Here is a 19,156-nt window from a genome sequence, read left to right on the forward strand (position 1 = left end):
TCCTCCAACACCTTATTTTCTAGTTAAATAAATTTTCACCGTTACTTTGAATAACATCACGATACCAAGAGAAGCTCTTCTTCTTAGAACGTTTCATCGTGCCTTGACCGTAATCGTCAGCATCAACATAGATCATGCCATAACGTTTGCTGATTCTGCCTTCACTGACACTCACTAAATCAATACAGCCCCAAGGTAAATACCCAATCAAATCAATGCCATCTTGTTCTACTGCTTCAATCATATTGCGAATGTGACCATCCATATATTCAATCCGATAATCATCATTAATTTCACCAGACTCTTCTAAAACGTCTTGCGTTCCAAGTCCATTTTCCACGATAAATAAAGGCTTTTGGTAACGATCAGCTAATTGATTCATTGTAATTCGCAAACCGCGTGGGTCAACTTGCCAGACACTTCCAGATTCTGGTAAATAAGGATTTTTCACTGTATCTGAACCATTCATAGCATTTTTTTCAAGACCTTCTACCGATGCTGCTGTACAAGCACTTGAATAATAACTAAAGGAAACAAAATCAACTGTATTTTCTTGTAAAATAGCTGAGTCTTGTTCCTTCATCTCAACATGAATATTTTGTTCCTTAAAATAATAATCAATGTACGTTGGATACGCTCCACGAACTTGAATATCTGAGAAAAATAAATTGTGCTTGTCACTTTCAAGTGCCGCAAAGACATCTTCTGGATCACAAGTATACGCATATGTTTTCCCTGCCGCCATCATACAGCCAAATTGAAAATCTGGATTAATCTTCTTGCCAATCTCAATCGTTCGAGCATTGGCTAACAATTGATGATGAGCTGCTTGGTATTTTTTTTCTAAACGATTTTCATCGCTTAAAAAGGTTAATCCCGCTCCAATAAAAGGAATATGCATAATCATGTTCATTTCGTTAAATGGAATCCAGTAGCGTACATACTCCTCATATCTTGTCATTAAAATCTCCGCATAGCGCGTATACAAGTCGACTAACTGACGATTGTGCCAACCGCCATAGGCTTCTACTAAATGCATCGGCACATCAAAATGACTAATTGTTACAACTGGTTCCATCTGATGTTTTTTTAATTCCTTTAAAATATTTTCATAGAAGGCTAAACCAGCTTCATTCGGTTCTACATCATCGCCATTTGGAAAAATTCGCGACCATGAGATTGAAAAACGAAAACTATTTAATCCCATTTCAGCTAATAGCTGAATATCTTCTTTATACGTATGATAAAAATTAATTCCTGTCCGACTTGGGTAATGCTGATTTTCTTCATTTAAAATATTTGATTGATCCAAGATTACTTCTTTTAACCGTCTATCGTTCATAGGCAGAACATCAAAACTAGAAAGTCCTTTTCCATCTTCTAAATAAGCGCCTTCTGCTTGGTTTGCCGAAATGGCTCCACCCCATAAAAAATCATTTCTTAGTGTCATTTTTGATTAAACTCCTCTATCTCTTATCTTAATTTATCATTATTTTATAGGCATCCTCTGTTTACCTCTCTATCTTACTTCTTTTTAAATCGTTTTCATTTCCTCATTTTTGTCTAATTATTCTCATATTTTGTCCTAAAAAAACAAATTGTACTAAATGCATTCATTTTCTGAAAATTTTCTGAAAATAAGACTAAACTATTGTAATAACTAACGGAAAATAATACAATATGAAAAAGATAAAAACAATGGTATAAACAAGGAGGGAGCCTTCATGCAGACATTTATTTGGGATTTAGATGGAACGTTAGTCAATTCTTACAATGTTATTTTACAGTCTTTAAACGAAACTTTTTCTTTTTATTCAATTCCATACAATCAAGAACGCGTAAAAGACTTTATTTTAAAGCAATCTGTTGTTGATTTATTGAAACAAAAATCCAGCGAATTTTCGATTCCATATGAGGAATTAAAAAATTTCTTTTCAGAAAAGTCACAATCTAAAAACAATCAAGTGACTTTAATTGCTGGTGCTACCGAAGTTCTTAGCTGGACTAAAGAAAATGGGATTAACAATTTTATGTATACCCATAAAGGGGCAAACACATTCGATATCTTGAAAAACTTAGGCATTTCAGACTATTTTACCGAAATTCTTACTAGCGCTGATGGATTTAAAAGAAAACCAGATCCAGAAGCCATTCAGTATTTGATTGATAAATATCAGCTTGTCTTAGATCAAACCTATTACATTGGAGATCGAAGCCTAGATGTTGGCATAGCCCAAAATGCTGGAATTAATAGTCTTAATCTAACTCAGCCTGATTCTGATCATAATGTTAAAATTTCAACATTAACTGATATTTTTAAACAAGAGGGAATTCTTTGATTTTTATCAGTTCCTATCTAAAAAGCGTTAGACAAAACTTTAGTTTTGTCTAACGCTTTTTAGGTTTAATCTTAACGTTGATATTCACTCCGAAAGGCCAACGGTGAAATCCCCATCGTCTTCTTAAATAACCGATAAAAGGTTTTGTTGCTACCAAATCCGACACGCTCCACTAATTCCGTAATCATAATATCTTCATTCAATAACAACCACTTAGCTTTATCGATTCGATACTCGTTCAAAAAAGTAATAAACGTATTTCCTGTATTCTTCTTAAAAAACTTGGCAAAATAATACGTACTAAAACCTACATGATACGCAACATCATCTAACTTAATTAAATGAGTGTAATTTTCCTCCACATAACGAAAAATTAAATCTAACTTCTCTAAGATATCCTTTTGTGCAACTTTTTTTTCAATCTCATCAGAGAAATTTTCCTTTTGAGGAACTTCTCGAAATAACAGTATAATCAATGTATTTAATTTGCCTTTAATACTATAAGAAAAGCCTATATCTTGTTGAATGCTCTCTTCATAAATCTCCAATAATAACGTAACCATCTTCTGATGAACCTCTTCAGACCAATCTTGACTACAATTTTGAATCCGTGAAAACAATTCAGCTAATGTGTAAGGAGTATCTTGCAATAACATCGTATCGTGGAAAAATTGCAAATCAAACTGAAAGACGAGACGCTCACTACGAGGTGAAGCTAGCACATAATGAATGTCACCACTATTTACTACAATAATCTCACCTTTTTTCAATTGAGTGGGTTGGTCATTAATCCCTAAATTTACGATTCCTTCGGTGACTAAGATCAGTTCTAGCTCCTTATGCCAGTGGGGCGTTGTCAAAACCTCACCTTCATTCACCAAACACCTAAAGGGAAAATGTGTGTCTAGTTTAGGAATCTCTAAATAAATCGCCATCCCTTCAACCTCCCATCTTTTTTAATGCTGCCTAACATTAATAGTTCAAAAATCCATTGTGGTCGTTTGTAATTAGCTGAATATTTTGTCCGTTCTCTTGTAACTTTTGAGCTTTTCTTTCGCCCCAGATCGACATCGCTACTAATAAATCACGCAAGGTCTTTCCCTCATCGGTTAAGGCATATTCGACTTTTGGCGGTACCTGATTGTAAACTTTTCGATTCACAATCTCATCTTCTTCCAGCTCTCGCAACTGTTGTGTCAACATTTTAGCTGTAATATTTGGAATGCGACGACGTAGTTCTCCAGTACGAATCGGGCCATTTCCCAGATGACACAAAATAATTGGTTTCCACTTTCCACCAATCACATCTAACGTCACTTCTACTCCAATATGATAAATTTTTTCTACTTCCATCAACTCAAACCCCTTTATTCATACAATAGTTACTTTTAGGATACTATAGCACTAAAAGGTGCATACTTGTATGATAATCTATATAGGCTATACTAACACTTATCAAGAAAAAAACAACCTATTTTCTATAAAAAGGAGAATTACAATGACAAAACAACAATTTTTATCAAATTACTCATTTTCTAACGGATTGGACGTAAAAAATCGCATCGTCATGTCACCTATGACTACGATGTCTAGTTTCTACAATGGAATGGTGACAAACGACGAGATTAACTATTACGCTGCTCGTGCTGGCGGTCCTGGAATGATTATTACCGGTGTTGCCAACGTTAGTGAAAACGGAAAAGGCTTTGAAGGTGAATTATCTGTTGCTAGTGATGATATGATTCCTGGTTTAACTAAATTAGCATCTGCCATTAAAAAAGATGGAACAAAAGCCATCTTGCAAATTTTCCACGCAGGTAGAAAATCAACAAGTAAAATCTTGCGCGGCGAACAACCCGTTAGCGCGAGCGCCTTAGCCGCAACTTATCCCACTGACTCAGAAGTACCTCGTGCGTTAACACACGAGGAGATCCTAACTATTATTGCTGAATTTGGTGACGCTACTCGTCGTGCCATTCAAGCTGGGTTTGACGGCGTCGAGCTTCACGGAGCGAACACTTATTTGTTGCAACAATTTTTCTCAGAAAATTCAAATCAACGAACAGATACTTGGGGTGGTTCGCAAGAAAATCGAATGAAATTCCCATTAGCTGTCCTCGAAGCGGTCAATAAAACTGTGGCTAGCTATGCAAAAAATCCATTTGTTGTTGGTTACCGTATTTCACCAGAAGAAATCGAAACACCAGGAATTCGTTTAGAAGATTCACTATTCTTCGCAGATAAAATCAAAGAAACCATTGATTACTTACATTTATCACTTGGCAGTTATCAACGGACTTCATTAAATGATGAAGCAAATACTAAAACGATTATTTCTCAATTTGCCGAACAACTAAAAAATGTGATTCCTTTAATCCTGAATTCCCGGAATTTATAACGAGGGAAGGGCAACGCCTAACGCCTCGTATAATTCCTTCTGCTTCGTCGTAACCTCTCCCAACACGCGACCGTGCCCGGGGGCCTCAAATAATTCAATCATGTCCAGTTCGTCCAGTACACCTTGAAGGGTCCATTGGTTAAATAGCTCGGCATCCTGCATCTTCTTTTTCACGTAGGATAAGTAGATTAAGGCGATGAATTCCACAAAAAGCTTCCCATTCAGGGACAATTCGGATGAAACTTGCATTCTTCTGAAGTTGAGGCGCTCTTTTAAATTGCCGAAGGCTTTTTCAACAACATCCTTGCTGCGATAAAGAGACAACGCTTCAAACGGATCATTGACCTCATTAGAAAGCAAGGCGAAGTAACCATAATTTCTAACCGCATTGCGCATCGCCTCTTCTTTAGGCGTGATTTTCTTCCCTCGTTTAGGTGTCTCAGTAACTTCGAAGTACTTATCATAATCTTTCATACGATAATCTTTTAGTGTATTTTCCTTCAGATCTTGGTGAAGGGCTGTCAGATAGTCGTTCATGTCTACCTGATCTTTAATCGCTTTTTCAGGATTGTAGAACAGATGCAGATACGCGCGCTTTTCCAATTTTATCACATCACCTTTATACGGACGTTCCTGTTCGTATTCCCAGTTTATTGTGCGACATACACCGTAGGTGGTGAACTGTGTTTCGAAGTTTGACCAAAGTTTCAAGTTCTCACGTTCCGCTTCCAACACACCCTTGACATATTTGAGTTTGAGTTGCACTCCTATCACGAATTTCTGGTGGTGTTTATACAAGGCGTTGATATTATCCTTGCTGTAAAAACCTCGATCAAATATCACGTTGACCTTTTTGTAGCCCATTACATCAAATTCCTTCATGAGTTGCCGAACCGTTTTAACATCGGTGATATTTCCGGAGAGCTTGCGGTAATAAAAGGGCAGTCCGGATTGCGCCCCAAACAAGAGTGCCAAGTTGATTTGTGGCAAGCGGTCGTGTTCCTTGTTTCGTCCCTTCTTCACTTGCGATAAGACCTCTGAGTAACTCGATATCGACGTAGTGTCAAATGCCCAATACTCCTTTTCCATCCGGCGGTTGCCTTGTTTCTGAAAGAAGGCCATCCGGCCTTCCTCATCGATTGCTTGGAATAGGTCGCTGCTTCGTTGTGAAGGAATATCCTGGCAATACGGGTGATGATGCAGTTTTTGCCAATGGGAAAAACGACTCAAGGCGTTATTCTCTTCGAGAATCAAGTAATAGGCGATCGACAGAATTTGCTTATAATGCTCCGGGAAGATGGCCTTAAGGTCCGCGTATACGCCTGTCTGCTTGCCAATTTGATCGAGCAGATAACCTGCCCCATAGAAGATTCTTCGGACTTGTGTCATTGGAATCGGCCCTGGCTTAACTTCCGATGAAGTCGGGGCCGGTTTCTTTTTGTACGAACGTGTTGGGACGATTTCACCTGTAACCGGATCGACTTTTCCAATCAGTGTCCTCTTAGCGCGTGATTGTTGCTTTTCCTTATCCCAGTAGGGTTCATTCTGATAGGCATAAGTAATGCCCGTTTTCTTGTTTGTCTGAAAAATAACTGCCATATCAACACTCCTCGTTATACATTATATTATATAACGAGTTATAAGTCTACAAAAAAACCGCTATATATCAATCGTTATAGCGGTTTTTCGAGTGATTATCGTTACACAATTCGGGAATGCAGGTTTAATTGGAATTGGTTCAGTCGAATTGCCAGAAGATGCTGATGCAGTATTGAAGGATGGCGCTGATTTTGTTGCAATTGGTCGTGAATTAATTCGTGAACCTCAATGGGTACAAAAAGTTATGGCAAATGATAGTGCCAGTATTCGTTTACAAATTAGTCCATTTGATTTAGCTGAATTGGCTATTCCAACAGTAATGCAAACCTATCTGAAAGAATCATTCAATTCCGTTATGAACTTTACAACCGATACTGACGGAAAACAAGATTATCAAAAAAGCTTAGCACCGATGGAAGGCTTTGAGAAAAAACTTTAAAAAACAATAAAAAAACCTTACTTTTTTCAGATGATTTCTAGCAATAGAAATCATCTTTTTTCATACTAAAAAGCAAATAAAAATACACTTTTTATTGAACTATGTATAATCGTATGCTACCGTTATTTGTAACCACAACCTATAAAATTGTAACTTCTATATCAAATAACTAAGTATAATGTGATTCATGTTATCCTTGTAAAAATTGAACATCCCCAAATCCCACATTCCCACCCTTTAATTCTTCCTCAATAGTGCGTTTGTTTTATTTATAGCATATAAAATCCAAGTATCTTTCCAACCTATTTAATCTCTCCTTTGTTACTTAATAATAATATCACCAGAGATATTTAAATTATTATCTTTCTTTCAAAACATAACAAAATAAAAAACCTAACTAGGCATTTATTCTAGTTAGGTTCATCAACTTATAAGTTGATGACTACCCTCCTTTTTATTGTTACTACTAATTTTATTATGGCGAACTTAAATGATAGCCCGCAAACTCACGTAAATCAGTTAAGCAAAATCTACAAATGAAGTACACCCTATTGGTTGATTTATATTTTGTTCATACCCCCCCTTACTACACTCTAGAAAGATTTTAAAAGCAATCAAAAAAATGACAATAAAGTATACTCTATTGTCATTTTCTGGATTTTAAAAATTCGGTTCAATCAAAATATAGTATCTGAAAACACGAAAAATTATTTGTTACAAAGGCGAGTAAAAAACCGAGTTTCTTCATTTCAAGTGTCAGGTTTTTTTATTGACTAAATTTTTTATAAATTAATTTCTTTGGAAATTTAAATAGAAGTAATATTACTAGTATCAGTAAAAATACTACACTGAAGGATAGTAAAAATAATCCGTTATTATAAGTGAACGCAGCGTTAGTAATTGGTTTAAGTTCACTTCCGCCAATTATGATGTTAGAAATATCAAGATAACTTAAAAGAATAAAAGGTTTTATATCATTACTTATAAAAGTATCTAAAAGTTCATATTGTCCTAGTATCAATGGAAGTGTAATCACAGCAATATTCAAGATTAAGTTACTAGATAAAATTGATAACAACAAGCTGAGCAATCCCAGTAAAATTAGAAATATAAAAATAAAGATAACTATTTTCAATAAGAATTCACGGGTAGAAATAATGCTAACATCATTATTGTTTTGAATGGTTGCAATAGGATAGTTCCAGTTCCCAATTCCATTTTTTAACCATGATATAGAAAATACAAATAGAAATACACTACCTACATTCAATAAGACAGCTACTATATTAGCTGAGAACTTAGTAATGAAAACGTTTAAATATGAACGAGGAGAGAGACTATAGATAATGAAATTATTTTTTTTGTAATCCAGATTAAAAATATAAATCATTTGAAAACTAACCAAAATCAAAACTACTAATACAATTTGTGGGGTTGAAAATAAAGTGCTCAAGTAATTAATGCTACCTAATTCTTTAACATTATAACTTTCTTTTTTTATATCATTGTCATATAAATATTGTAAAACAGCAACGGTAGCTTTCTGCTGTATTAAAGGAGCCGAACTTAATCTTCCTGCTTTGATGTCTTCTAAATTTTTATTTTCATATTTCAATTCATTACTCAAAAACATATCGCTGTTTTTATTTTTTGTTGCTATAATCATTTTTTCAAGATAACTATTAGATTCCTTTATGTCATTCAGGGTCTCTGCTGCAGTAGCATCATCTTTGATTTTCTCAATAACACGTATGTTATTTTGATAATTATTTTCATAGTACTGTAAATAGTCAATCGTAGGAGTTCCTAAAATAAGTGGAACTAAAATTACTAAAGCTAACACAGCTGCTAATACATAAGTCGTTTTTTCCCTATAAATTTTTAAAAGTTCAAATTTCAACATTTATTCTCTCCTAACAGTAAAAACGCTATTATATTGTTCTTTTAATGTTTTATAATCTAAAGGAGCTTCAGAAATTGATCCGTTAACTAAAAAATAGATATGATCACATAGTTTACTTATTTCAAAGATATTATGGGAAGACAGTAATAGTGTTTTCCCCTTTTTCTTTAAAGCTAAGAAAATAGTCGATATATTCTCAATATTTTCTATATCTAAACCATTCAAAGGTTCATCAAATATAATAAAATCAGATCCACTTGCAATAGCAACAGCTACTAAAACCTTTTGTTTCATACCTAAGGATAAGTGCTTCACTTTTTTATCCTTATACTTTCTAATTCCTACAAAATCTAATAGTTGATTTATGTCAGTATCCTGCTTCCATAACTTTGAAATAAATTGAACGTTTTCATAGGCAGTCAAATTTTGAAATAATTGCTCCGAGCTTTCTAAAAAAAATAAATTTTGATTAAATCTTTTTCTGTCGTTAAAAGACTCAGAATCAATAGTAATATTTCCCGTATTTATAGGTAATATACCAGCTAAGGACTTAAAAAAAGTTGTTTTTCCTGTTCCATTTGGTGCAACAATACATGTAATTGTTCCTTTATCTAGTTTTAGTGAAAGATTTTTAATTAAATGTTCTTTCTTTACGTGTACCGATAGTTCTGTAACAACAAGTCTTTCTTGCAAAGGTATTCCCTCCTTTTTTTCTAATAAGTTTTCCCGTCTATTTGATTATAATAGCATTAAAATTAAATTAAAAATAGAGTTATTTTTTCGAACTGTTTATGGCATAATTAATAAATATTAGTTATATAACTAACTAAAATAAGATATGAAAAGGAGCTTAGATATGAAAAAGAAGATTATTTTTGCTATTACTTTGCTTACGTTTGTGGGACTGTTCTTTTTAAATTCTCCAGCAAATGCAGCAAAGAACTCTCAAGTTGAGATTCAGCCTAAAGCCCAGTTTGGAACAGTGGTAAAATATTTCCACCAATATCGAACAAAAGCAACTGGTAATTGGGCACCTAACCTTCATAAATATGAATATGGTGAGATTAGAGTTCCTAATGGTTTTGAAGAAGCAGGTTATACAAATTTGGGAACAACTAGTTCTTCAACAACATATACATGGGAATATAGATTTCGTCAAAATTATCGTATTTGGTAAAGAGATTAGGACATAATTCTTAGCCTACTTCATATCTCTGAACACTAGATACGGTATGAGTTTCAAAAGCTTACATCTGAGATAATTTGGCTCTATATCAACCGGGATTTGTTGATAGATCTTTTTTGTGAGGATAGAATCGATCGTTTTTTAGGCAGCTTGCGAGAAAGCCTCAAGCTGTTTTTTGCGTTGTCCAACAAGCGTTTGGAGCTAGAAAAGGCTTCTATACCCAAAGCTTGATCTTATTGATGGTGCTTTCTAAGGAACCATTGGAATAAAGGGATTGAAGTGTATTCGCAATCCGAAGTTTATGCTTTTTCAAGGTTTTTATACTTGTTTTCATTTCGGATGAAACTTGGTATGGAACGTTGAGTAGTAATGTTTCAAAAGTTATAAAATCTTTCTGTTTAAAGGCGTAAAAAAGATCTTGATAATACAGATAAGTTTCGTTCAATTCATCATCTAATGTGAAAGGCATAGTTTTTATCCTACTGCACTATTGAAAGATTTCTTGATAGTTAATCTCTTTAATATAACACGCAAGGATCACTCTAAAACCAGCTTCATAGTTCACTGTAATTGGCGATCCAACATCACAGTCCTTTTGAAACCAACGCAGTCACAAGCAAGGATGATGAATGCTAAAATCGACTCATCTAGAAGAAAAAACAAGGATTTTTCTATCTTCTTCAAGTTTAATCAAGTATAATGTGTCCTAGTAAGCGGATGAAGGGCGTGGGGAAATTGCAACGTATAGATCGTGTACAGCAAGCACTCGTTAAACAAACAAAAAAACAGCTTGAACCTGATGAACATCGCTTGGAGGGCGTTACGGCGATAGAAATCAGCCAGCTGTTGTCATTAGCTAGAAATACAGTAAGTGAAGAATTAAACAAATTAGTTTCAGAAGATAGTGCCATAAAAATAAAAAGCCGACCTGTCTTATTTTTTAGTAAAGAGGAGCTAGAAACTTATTATCACTGTTCATTTGATACGGACGTTTCATTTAAATCCTTAGACGATTTGGTTGCTTATTTAGAAAAAAAGAATCCTGTAGAAATCCAACAAGATCAAGCTCAAAATCAGAAACCATTTTCAGAAGTCATTGGATTTGAAGGAAGCTTGAAAGCAAGTATTGATAAGTTAAAAGCAGCTGTTTTGTATCCACCTAATGGCCTAAATGTATTGCTGGGTGGTGAATCCGGTGTAGGGAAAACCTCAATAGCAGAATCTTTGCATCGCTACTATGAAGAGTATTCTGGACGAGAAATACCGTTTATTTATTTTAATTGCTCAGAGTATTTCAATAATCCAGAGCTACTGACATCACATCTATTTGGCTACAAAAAAGGGAGTTTTACTGGCGCTTTAGAAGATAAGCCGGGACTAATTGAGTATGCGGATCAAGGATTTCTCTTTCTTGATGAAGTTCATAGACTTTCTAACGAAGGACAGGAAAAGCTGTTTACGTTGCTGGATAAAGGCTATTTTTCGAGAATGGGGGAAGCGGATACAAAACGTCATGCAGAGGTTCGATTTATCTTTGCAACGACGGAAGACTTTTCCGAAATATTTTTACAAACCTTTTTACGAAGAATCCCAGTCAGCCTCTTGTTGCCCTCAGTAAAAGAGCGGCCTGTTCAGGAAAAAATTGAACTAGTCGTAAAATTTTTCCAAGATGAAAGCCGAAAAATTAAGCAGGATTTGATTATTGCTCATCAAGTCATCGAACAGTTAGTCTTCAAAGATTATGTGGGCAACGTTGGTGAGATGAAGTCGGAAATCCAATTTATCTGTGCCCAAGGTTATTTGAAGCAAATTGAGAAACAGTCAAAAGAGCTGTTGATTGATTCTTCCTTGTTGATTAGTGAAGAACAGTTTGAAAAAGATGCGCGAGATCAGATTGCCTTAAATGAGTTGTTAAATGGTCAAAATCTCCATATAAAAGCAGATAATCTACGTTCTGTGACGAACTATTTTGTTCCGAGAGAAACGATCAATGATGCATTTTATGATTTTTTGCTAAAAGAATTTTCTAATTTAAAGAACAGCAATATTCCTCAAAAAGAAGTTTCGGCTATTCTTCAGAAAAAAATAGACCAGCTGTTTGATATGCGCTTGTTTGAACCGGCTCAAAAAAATCAGTCGTTGCGTACGATTGATGAACAATTTGAAAACCGAATGAACGAATTGACGCAGTATATCTCAGAGTTGACGGGGATTAGTTTACAGCCTAACTTGAAAGAGGTTTTGGGAAATCATATTTATTCTACGTTGCTTTTTATGGACATTCCTAATGATGACTTTTATTTATATTCAAGTCAATTAATGCTTGGACGCTTGGAAAATTATGATATCTCGAAAAATATTGTCGAAAAAGTCTCTGAATTATTTTCTGTCGAGTTGCCAAAAACAGAGATTACCTACTATGGTTTATTTTTAAGAAAATTGAAGCAAACAGATAGTAAGTATCATCGAAATGATGATTGCGGTGTGATCGTCGTAGCTCATGGCGGGACGACAGCAACCAGTATGGCGGAGTACTCAAATATTTTATTCTCAAGCAACTTATTAAAAGCAGTCAATATGCCGATTCACCAAACTGTCGAAGAAACCTTAGAGCGCGTTAAAAATATTATTCGGATAAATGATTACAAGAAACTCATTTTATTAGTGGATATCGGATCACTAGTTTATTTTGGCAATCTAATTAGTGAAGAATTTGGAATTGATGTTTTATTAGTGAAAAATATCAATCTACTTTCTTTACTAGAAGTTTCTCGAGAGGTCATCTATGAGTCAACGGATTTCAGCCACTTGCTACCGGTTTTGAATAAAAAAGGGCATCTTTCCACACTGTGCAAAAAAGGACATTTCTTTGATTCCAAAGTATTAATCGTTTCTTGTATGACTGGGCTTGGAACCGCTCTAAAAATCGAAAAATTAATTGTGGATGTCTTTCAAGAAGAGATTCTCCAAAATATTCGGATTTTGACTCTGGATAATAGTGAAGTGCAAGATATCAATCGCATTCATCAACATATCCGAACGGATGAAAAATTAGTCGGAATTGTCGGTACGGTTCATACGGAAGTTCCCGATATACCTTTTATCTCGCTAGAAGAATTGTTCTCTGAAAAAGGCGTAGAAAGATTGTTACTGCTGTTTGGCTATGATATGTCTGTCAAAGAAAATCGCGAATTACGGGAACAAGTAGCTAAACGCTACATTCATGGCTTATCGTTAAAAGCGATTATTAATCATATCACAGTCTTGAATCCCGAGCGGTTATCGATTGAAGTCAGTCAAATCTATGATGATATCTGCCAACAACTAGATATAGCAAGCAACGAGAAAGTGATGTTGCGTTTTCTGATTCATACTTGTTGTACAGTGGAACGTTTAGTCATAAATAAAGAGTACAATACATCAGAATATAATCTGTCATACAAAGATTTACCGAATGAAGCATCTGTCATAAAAATGGCATTTAGAAGCTTAGAAGTGTCATACAACGTTCAGTTTTCACCATTAGAAATAAAATACGTTTATGAATTGCTATTTGGGTAATTAAAATAAAAAACGGTTGAAACGATTGTGTTCAACTCTAAAAGCCACCTTTTTTACAGTGTTTAAGAGCTTAAAACAAAACTAAAATAGTTTTGTTTTAAGCTCTTTTTTTGTCTGATGAAAACTCATTTTTCACTGTGACAGTTTATTTGGCACGGTATTTGCTTATTAAAAGAATGAGTCGCAAGATTTAGCACACAGAAACAAGGAGATGACTAAATGGAAAAAGAACCAATTATACTACTTACACACGGAGGCTGGGGTGAAAGTTTACTTCAAAGTGTCAAAATGATCGTTGGTCAAACGGACAATATCCATGAGGTAGTACTAAAACCAGAAGATAATTTACAAGACTTCTTAGAACGTGTAAAAAATCAGATTGATGCTGTTAACTGGCGTGAAAAATTATTAATTTTGACTGATATCAAAGGTGGCACGACTAGTAATGTGGCACTAAGATTATCACGAGACTACAATATTTTAGCTTTATCTGGTCTAAATACTGCCATGCTATTGGATGCAGTAATGAAACAAGCAACGCCATACACCGAAACAGATGGTGAAGAAATTCTACAAGCATCATTAGAAAATTGCCAAATTTTAAAATTACCAACAACAAATTAAATTAGAATAGAGGAGAAAAAATAATGGCTAATATCGTATTAACAAGAGTGGACAGTCGCTTAATTCATGGACAAGTAGTTACAAAATGGTTACAACAATCTGCAGCAAATGAAATTTTCGTAGTAAGTGATGAACTTGAAAATGATGAGTTCTTGCAAAGTATCTATGTTATGGCTGCACCTCCAGGAGTAGAAGTAAAAATTTATGGCGTTGAATCAGCTAAAAAATATTGGGCCGAAGAAGCAGCTAATAGCAATGCCAAAGTTCTTTTCTTAGTTCCGGATCTAACTGCTTTAAAAGCAATGGTTGAAGCAGACGTAATCAAAAATGATATTCAAATCGGCGGCTTAGGCGGCGGAGCTGAACGTAAAAATGTTTTGAAAAATATTAACTTATCTGAAAATGATGTAGAGATTTTAAATGGATTTTTAGCGAAAAAATTGAATGTCTTTTTCCAAGCAATTCCAGAAGATAATCCAATCGAAATCAGCAAATTAATCGAAAAATATAATTCTTTATAAGAAGGAAAAGGAAGTGAAATAGATGGGTGTTTTAGGCGTTTCAATCACAATGGGGCTCTACTATTGGTTTGCTCGATTACGTTTTGGGTATACCTTTTCAGGAATGCTGTCACAACCACTTTGTGCAGCCATGGTTGCAGGGTTAGCGACAGGAAAAATAGCTGAAGCAATGATTATTGGTGCAGGAATTCAATTGGTCTACCTAGGTGTAACTTCTACTCCTGGTGGGAATGTTCCCAGTGATCCAGCTTTAGCAGCAGCGATTGCAATTCCAATCGCACTTGGTGTCGGAATGAATGCAGACGCAGCAATCGCTTTAGCTGTTCCGTTTGGTGTTTTAGGTGTTTTCATGGATCAAATCAGAAGAACCGTTAATGCAACATTCGTTCATATGGCAGATAAATATGCAGATAACTTAAACTACAAAGGAATTTATCGTGCAGCCTTTCTTTATCCAGCATTAGTTGGTTTCTTGCTGCGTTTCCCGTTAGTTTTTGCAGGGAATTACTTCGGTCAATCCGTTGTCACAACATTATTGGATATTATTCCGGCGAAATTAATGCATGGATTTGAAGTAATGGGTGGTCTTTTACCAGCTTTAGGTTTTGCTTTAACCATTATGGTTATTGGGAAGAAAAATTTGATTCCTTACTTCTTAATTGGGTTTGTAGCCGTAATGTATTTTGACGCAGCAGTGATGGCTGTAGCAGTAATCGGTACTTGTATCGCTTTCTTAGTGAGAAACAACGCAACGAAAGAGGGGGCAGCTTAATGGAAAATACAACAGAGTTAGCTAAAAAGAAATTAACCAAAAAAGAAATTAGTAAAACCTTTTGGATCTACCAATTAGGGTGTGAGCTATCAAACTCTTACGAACGTTTACAAAGTTTAATATTCTGTGCATCCATGATTCCAGCAATAAAAAAACTATATGCTGACAGTGAAGACGAGCAAAGAGAAGCTTTAAAAAGACATTTGGCTTTCTTCAACACCGAAGGAACCATCGGCGCTTCAATTCAAGGGATTTCTTTAGCAATGGAAGAAGAACGTGCAAATGGTGCAGATATTGGCGATTCAGCAATCACATCAATCAAAACTGGGTTAATGGGTCCATTGGCTGGTATTGGTGATTCAATCGTTTGGGCGGCAATTATGCCATTAATTATTTCAATTTTTATTCCCATCGCTAAAAATGGGAGTATCATGGGCGGAGTTGGTCCACTAGTCATCTATACAGTTTTGACAATGTATATGAGCTGGGTTTTAATTAATAAATCTTATACACTCGGTCGAAATTCTATCATGTCGCTTTTAAAAGATGGAAAAATCAAACAAGTCATCTACGGCGCGAATGTCTTAGGAATGATGATGATGGGAGCTTTATCTGCTAGTTATGTGAATATCTCAAGTCCGATGAAATTCCATGTAAGTGGCGGCGCAACAATCGTGATCCAAGATATTTTGGATCAAATTATGCGTGGCGTCTTACCATTAACAGCGGTATTCTTAATTTATTTCTACATGGTTAAAAAAGGACCACGTTACGGTATCATTATTGGTACAATCGTTGCCGTAAGTATTATTGGTTCATTCTTAGGCCTTTTATAAAAAACACAAAATCATGCGTAATTTTCGCATGATTTTATTCTGACTTAAATGAGAGGAGAAATTATGACAATTAGTTATGAAAAATTCAATTTAAAAGAAGTCATCAATGCATCAGGGAGGATGACTATTTTAGGGGTCTCAAAAGTATCAGAAACGGTTTTAGCCGCTCAACGATTTGGTGGTGAACACTTTTTTGAAATGAGTGAATTAAGTATCCAAACAGGAAAGCATTTAGCGAGTTTATTAAAAGTAGAAGACGCACAAGTTGTATCTTCTGCTTCTGCTGGGATTGCCCAAAGCGTGGCGGCGCTGATTGGAGCTGGATCGGTCTATCATGCCTATCATCCGTATACCGAAAAGTGTACAAAACGGGAAATCATCTTGCCAAAAGGACATAATGTTGATTATGGTACACCTGTCGAAGTCATGATTGCCCAAGGTGGCGGTCAATTAGTAGAAGCTGGTTATGCCAACATGTGTTCACCCGACCATGTCGACATGATGGTGACCGAAAAAACAGCTGCAATTCTTTATATCAAGAGTCACCATACCGTTCAAAAAAGTATGTTAAGCGTTCAAGAAGCGGCAGCCGTTGCTAAAAAAAATAATATTCCTTTGATTGTTGATGCCGCGGCGGAAGAAGATTTATTTGGATATATCGAAGCTGGCGCAGATCTCGTAATTTATAGTGGTGCGAAAGCTATTGAGGGTCCAAGTGCTGGTTTAGTCGTCGGAAAAAAAGAATATATCGAATGGATTCGTCTCCAAGGAAAAGGAATTGGTCGTGCCATGAAAATTGGGAAAGATAATATTCTAGGCTTTACACAAGCGGTTGAAGACTATCTTAAAAACGGCAGTGAATCCGGCGATTCTATGCAAGAACGCCTAACTCCTTTTATTACTGATTTAAATGCAGTGCCGAATCTTGAAGCAAAAATCGTGCAAGATGGTGCAGGTCGTGATATTTATCGTGGGAGCTTAAAAGTCAGTGGCTCTAAAAATGCCAAAACTGTCATTCAAGAGCTCAAAGCTGAGAATCCAGCGATTTACACTCGGGAATATCAAGCAAATAACGGAATCATTGAATTTGATATTCGTTCAGTCAATCAAGCTGAGATGGCGAAAATTATCAAGCGTTTAAAAGAGATTATGGCGTAATACACTAATAAAAAAATGCGAAATGAGGAATTCAAATGTCATTAACACCAAATTATATAGAAGATCGTTTATGTTTAAATGTTTTAGCTAATTCAGTAGAAAATGCGAAAGCTTGTTACGAAGCAGCGGAAGGACATGCTGTCTTAGGTGTTCTTTCTAAAAATTACCCAACGGATGAAGCCGCAATTGAAGATATGAAGAAGTATGCGGCAGCAACAGAAAATGCTCTTTCAGTTGGATTAGGAGCTGGCGATCCAAACCAAAGTCAAATGGTCTCACGGATTTCAAAAGAATTACAGCCACAACATGTGAACCAGGTCTTTACAGGAGTAGGGACATCACGGGCTTTGCTCGGTCAAAATGACACGATCGTGAATGGCTTAGTTTCTCCGACAGGTAAAGTAGGAATTGTCAATGTGGCGACTGGACCGTTAAGTTCACAAGCTCCGTCAGGCGAAGTAACCATTGAAACAGCGATCCGATTGTTACAAGATATGGGTGGTAGTTCAATTAAGTTTTTCCCAATGAAAGGCTTAGCGCATATTGAAGAATACAAAGCCGTAGCAACTGCTTGTGCCAAATATGATTTTTACTTGGAGCCAACAGGTGGCATTGATTTAGAAAACTTTGAAGAAATCGTTCAAATCGCAGTAGACGCAGGCGTGAAAAAAATTATTCCTCATGTATACAGCTCAATCATTGATTCAACAACTGGCGATACACGCCCAGAAGACGTGAAAACGTTGCTTGGCATGATGAAAAATACACTGAAATAAAAAATAAAAATCCGAATAAGATTGCCTAACGAAAAAGACAATTTTATTCGGATTTTTCTGTATCTAAAATTCTTATTAATCTAATTTTTTTAAAGTTAACAGCTATATCTTCACTAGTTTAATCTGAGAAAATACCCAATCAAATTCCGCCTTTTTCAAATGTCCTGGCTGAGAATCAAGTGTATTCAATACACCAAAGGTCATTCCTAATTTGATGATTTCCTCATCAGCTAACCCTTTGCTAATCCCCTTCGCTAATCCAGCAATTACAGAATCGCCTGAGCCAATTGCGCTAACTACATCAATCTTAGGAACAGTTACTTTAAAAAAGTTATTCCCTCTTTTAATAACTGCACCAGCACTGCCTAAAGAAACGACTAGCCATTCAATTCCATTAAATAACGGATCATCCAAGGCCTTCTTCAACTCGGACAAATTTTGACTATTAATCTTACGCCCAAGTAATTCAGAAAGTTCATGCTCATTAGGTTTTATTAATGTCGGAGGACTATTAGATTGTAAAACGTCTAGTAAAGCTCCACCTGAACTGTCAAAAAATACAGGCTTTCCAGCTTCTTTTGCTAATCGAATCAGTCGAATATAACTTTCACCATCTAATCCTTGTGGCAAACTTCCAGAAATCACTACCAAACTTGTGCCTTCCAAAAGCCGTTGATATAACTGAACAAATGCTTCAATATCCGCAACTAAATTAGGTCCAGCTTCCAAAATCTCCGTCTGTTCTCCATCTGCAACAATGGTGATATTATTTCGAGATTCTGCCTGACTTTGATAAAAAGCATGCTTAATTCCTAATTCATCCAATTGTTGGCAAATAAAGTCACCGCATGTTCCACCGATAATTCCAGTAGCTGTTACAGATGTATCCATTTGTTGCAAAACTCGTGTTACATTTAAACCTTTTCCACCAGCTGTCTTTATACTTTTAGGAACTCGATTGGATTGACCTAGCTGTAATCCAATTAATTCATACGTAATATCTACCGAAGGATTCAGTGTTACTGTTAAAATCATTTTCTCACC

17 protein-coding genes and 2 pseudogenes are annotated in these 19,156 nt (G+C 35.6%); 11 read left to right on the top strand and 8 right to left on the bottom strand.

Annotated features, from left to right (window positions below):
• Nucleotides 1-19: 19 nt before the first annotated feature.
• Nucleotides 20-1,450: a 6-phospho-beta-glucosidase gene (locus BR43_RS09265; RefSeq protein WP_034561428.1), complete on the bottom strand. Its 1,431-nt coding sequence runs from the start codon at nucleotides 1,448-1,450 to the stop codon at nucleotides 20-22.
• A gap of 274 nt (nucleotides 1,451-1,724) precedes the next feature.
• Between BR43_RS09265 and BR43_RS09270 the strand changes: the two genes are divergently transcribed.
• Nucleotides 1,725-2,339 (top strand): HAD-IA family hydrolase, encoded by a 615-nt coding sequence (locus BR43_RS09270; protein WP_034561429.1) that lies wholly within the window; start codon nucleotides 1,725-1,727, stop codon nucleotides 2,337-2,339.
• A gap of 71 nt (nucleotides 2,340-2,410) precedes the next feature.
• Here the strand turns inward: BR43_RS09270 and BR43_RS09275 are convergent, their stop codons facing one another.
• Together BR43_RS09275 and BR43_RS09280 are read right to left on the bottom strand one after the other, a co-directional pair.
• Nucleotides 2,411-3,274, bottom strand: coding sequence for an AraC family transcriptional regulator (locus BR43_RS09275; RefSeq protein WP_034561430.1), 864 nt, complete (start codon nucleotides 3,272-3,274; stop codon nucleotides 2,411-2,413).
• A gap of 37 nt (nucleotides 3,275-3,311) precedes the next feature.
• Nucleotides 3,312-3,692 carry a winged helix-turn-helix transcriptional regulator gene (locus BR43_RS09280; RefSeq protein ID WP_034561431.1) on the bottom strand — a complete coding sequence of 127 codons (381 nt, stop codon included), beginning with the start codon at nucleotides 3,690-3,692 and terminating at the stop codon, nucleotides 3,312-3,314.
• Nucleotides 3,693-3,837: 145 nt separating this feature from the next.
• Here BR43_RS09280 and BR43_RS09285 point away from each other — a divergent pair.
• Nucleotides 3,838-4,716: pseudogene (locus tag BR43_RS09285) on the top strand (NADH-dependent flavin oxidoreductase); the annotation flags it as partial.
• A gap of 15 nt (nucleotides 4,717-4,731) precedes the next feature.
• Here the strand turns inward: BR43_RS09285 and BR43_RS09290 are convergent.
• Complete coding sequence (locus BR43_RS09290) at nucleotides 4,732-6,336, bottom strand: IS1634 family transposase (protein WP_034558278.1); 1,605 nt, start codon at nucleotides 6,334-6,336, stop codon at nucleotides 4,732-4,734.
• 118 nt (nucleotides 6,337-6,454) lie between these two features.
• On the opposite strand from BR43_RS09290, the pseudogene BR43_RS09295 reads away from it, so the two are divergent.
• A pseudogene (locus BR43_RS09295) lies at nucleotides 6,455-6,775 on the top strand (NADH-dependent flavin oxidoreductase); the annotation flags it as partial.
• 766 nt (nucleotides 6,776-7,541) lie between these two features.
• Here the strand turns inward: BR43_RS09295 and BR43_RS09300 are convergent.
• The gene (locus BR43_RS09300; protein WP_034561433.1) at nucleotides 7,542-8,678 is read right to left on the bottom strand and encodes a hypothetical protein; all 1,137 of its coding nucleotides are present in this window, start codon (nucleotides 8,676-8,678) and stop codon (nucleotides 7,542-7,544) included.
• Nucleotides 8,679-9,371 (bottom strand): ATP-binding cassette domain-containing protein, encoded by a 693-nt coding sequence (locus BR43_RS09305; protein WP_034561434.1) that lies wholly within the window; start codon nucleotides 9,369-9,371, stop codon nucleotides 8,679-8,681.
• Nucleotides 9,372-9,534: 163 nt separating this feature from the next.
• Here BR43_RS09305 and BR43_RS09310 point away from each other — a divergent pair, with 163 nt between their 5' ends.
• Nucleotides 9,535-9,855 (top strand): hypothetical protein, encoded by a 321-nt coding sequence (locus BR43_RS09310; RefSeq protein WP_034561435.1) that lies wholly within the window; start codon nucleotides 9,535-9,537, stop codon nucleotides 9,853-9,855.
• A gap of 223 nt (nucleotides 9,856-10,078) precedes the next feature.
• Here BR43_RS09310 and BR43_RS20725 read toward each other — a convergent pair whose 3' ends face one another.
• Entirely contained in the window at nucleotides 10,079-10,333 is a 255-nt protein-coding gene (locus BR43_RS20725) for a transposase (protein ID WP_034561436.1), read from the bottom strand.
• A 257-nt stretch (nucleotides 10,334-10,590) separates the two neighbouring features.
• On the opposite strand from BR43_RS20725, the gene BR43_RS09320 reads away from it, so the two are divergent.
• The 7 genes from BR43_RS09320 to dagF all read left to right on the top strand — a co-directional run bounded on the left by BR43_RS09320 (nucleotide 10,591) and on the right by dagF (nucleotide 18,112).
• The gene (locus BR43_RS09320; protein ID WP_245617850.1) at nucleotides 10,591-13,425 is read left to right on the top strand and encodes a sigma 54-interacting transcriptional regulator; all 2,835 of its coding nucleotides are present in this window, start codon (nucleotides 10,591-10,593) and stop codon (nucleotides 13,423-13,425) included.
• Between the two features lie 219 nt (nucleotides 13,426-13,644).
• A complete protein-coding gene (locus tag BR43_RS09325; protein ID WP_034561437.1) occupies nucleotides 13,645-14,049 on the top strand; it encodes a PTS sugar transporter subunit IIA in 405 nt (134 codons plus the stop codon).
• Nucleotides 14,050-14,072: 23 nt separating this feature from the next.
• Nucleotides 14,073-14,570 carry a PTS sugar transporter subunit IIB gene (locus BR43_RS09330; RefSeq protein ID WP_034561438.1) on the top strand — a complete coding sequence of 166 codons (498 nt, stop codon included), beginning with the start codon at nucleotides 14,073-14,075 and terminating at the stop codon, nucleotides 14,568-14,570.
• Between the two features lie 22 nt (nucleotides 14,571-14,592).
• A complete protein-coding gene (locus tag BR43_RS09335) occupies nucleotides 14,593-15,342 on the top strand; it encodes a PTS mannose/fructose/sorbose/N-acetylgalactosamine transporter subunit IIC (protein WP_034561439.1) in 750 nt (249 codons plus the stop codon).
• The gene (locus BR43_RS09340) at nucleotides 15,342-16,178 is read left to right on the top strand and encodes a PTS system mannose/fructose/sorbose family transporter subunit IID (protein WP_034561440.1); all 837 of its coding nucleotides are present in this window, start codon (nucleotides 15,342-15,344) and stop codon (nucleotides 16,176-16,178) included. Before BR43_RS09335 ends, BR43_RS09340 begins: the two co-directional genes overlap by 1 nt.
• A gap of 63 nt (nucleotides 16,179-16,241) precedes the next feature.
• Nucleotides 16,242-17,336 (top strand): DgaE family pyridoxal phosphate-dependent ammonia lyase, encoded by a 1,095-nt coding sequence (locus BR43_RS09345; RefSeq protein WP_034561441.1) that lies wholly within the window; start codon nucleotides 16,242-16,244, stop codon nucleotides 17,334-17,336.
• Between the two features lie 35 nt (nucleotides 17,337-17,371).
• Nucleotides 17,372-18,112: a 2-dehydro-3-deoxy-phosphogluconate aldolase gene (gene dagF, locus BR43_RS09350; RefSeq protein WP_034561442.1), complete on the top strand. Its 741-nt coding sequence runs from the start codon at nucleotides 17,372-17,374 to the stop codon at nucleotides 18,110-18,112.
• 102 nt (nucleotides 18,113-18,214) lie between these two features.
• On the opposite strand, the gene BR43_RS09355 is transcribed toward dagF, so the two are convergent.
• Nucleotides 18,215-19,147: a hexose kinase gene (locus tag BR43_RS09355; protein WP_034561443.1), complete on the bottom strand. Its 933-nt coding sequence runs from the start codon at nucleotides 19,145-19,147 to the stop codon at nucleotides 18,215-18,217.
• Nucleotides 19,148-19,156 lie beyond the last annotated feature (9 nt).

The sequence above is a fragment of the Carnobacterium gallinarum DSM 4847 genome, assembly GCF_000744375.1.
GTDB lineage: Bacteria > Bacillota > Bacilli > Lactobacillales > Carnobacteriaceae > Carnobacterium > Carnobacterium gallinarum.

Coding starts and splice junctions, on each gene's coding strand:
- BR43_RS09300 (WP_034561433.1), bottom strand. CDS start 8,678: ATGTTGAAATTTGAACTTTTAAAAATTTATAGGGAAAAAACGACTTAT.
- BR43_RS20725 (WP_034561436.1), bottom strand. CDS start 10,333: ATGCCTTTCACATTAGATGATGAATTGAACGAAACTTATCTGTATTAT.
- BR43_RS09340 (WP_034561440.1), top strand. CDS start 15,342: ATGGAAAATACAACAGAGTTAGCTAAAAAGAAATTAACCAAAAAAGAA.
- BR43_RS09290 (WP_034558278.1), bottom strand. CDS start 6,336: ATGGCAGTTATTTTTCAGACAAACAAGAAAACGGGCATTACTTATGCC.
- BR43_RS09275 (WP_034561430.1), bottom strand. CDS start 3,274: ATGGCGATTTATTTAGAGATTCCTAAACTAGACACACATTTTCCCTTT.
- BR43_RS09345 (WP_034561441.1), top strand. CDS start 16,242: ATGACAATTAGTTATGAAAAATTCAATTTAAAAGAAGTCATCAATGCA.
- BR43_RS09270 (WP_034561429.1), top strand. CDS start 1,725: ATGCAGACATTTATTTGGGATTTAGATGGAACGTTAGTCAATTCTTAC.
- BR43_RS09280 (WP_034561431.1), bottom strand. CDS start 3,692: ATGGAAGTAGAAAAAATTTATCATATTGGAGTAGAAGTGACGTTAGAT.
- BR43_RS09335 (WP_034561439.1), top strand. CDS start 14,593: ATGGGTGTTTTAGGCGTTTCAATCACAATGGGGCTCTACTATTGGTTT.
- BR43_RS09330 (WP_034561438.1), top strand. CDS start 14,073: ATGGCTAATATCGTATTAACAAGAGTGGACAGTCGCTTAATTCATGGA.
- BR43_RS09355 (WP_034561443.1), bottom strand. CDS start 19,147: ATGATTTTAACAGTAACACTGAATCCTTCGGTAGATATTACGTATGAA.
- BR43_RS09265 (WP_034561428.1), bottom strand. CDS start 1,450: ATGACACTAAGAAATGATTTTTTATGGGGTGGAGCCATTTCGGCAAAC.
- BR43_RS09310 (WP_034561435.1), top strand. CDS start 9,535: ATGAAAAAGAAGATTATTTTTGCTATTACTTTGCTTACGTTTGTGGGA.
- BR43_RS09325 (WP_034561437.1), top strand. CDS start 13,645: ATGGAAAAAGAACCAATTATACTACTTACACACGGAGGCTGGGGTGAA.
- dagF (WP_034561442.1), top strand. CDS start 17,372: ATGTCATTAACACCAAATTATATAGAAGATCGTTTATGTTTAAATGTT.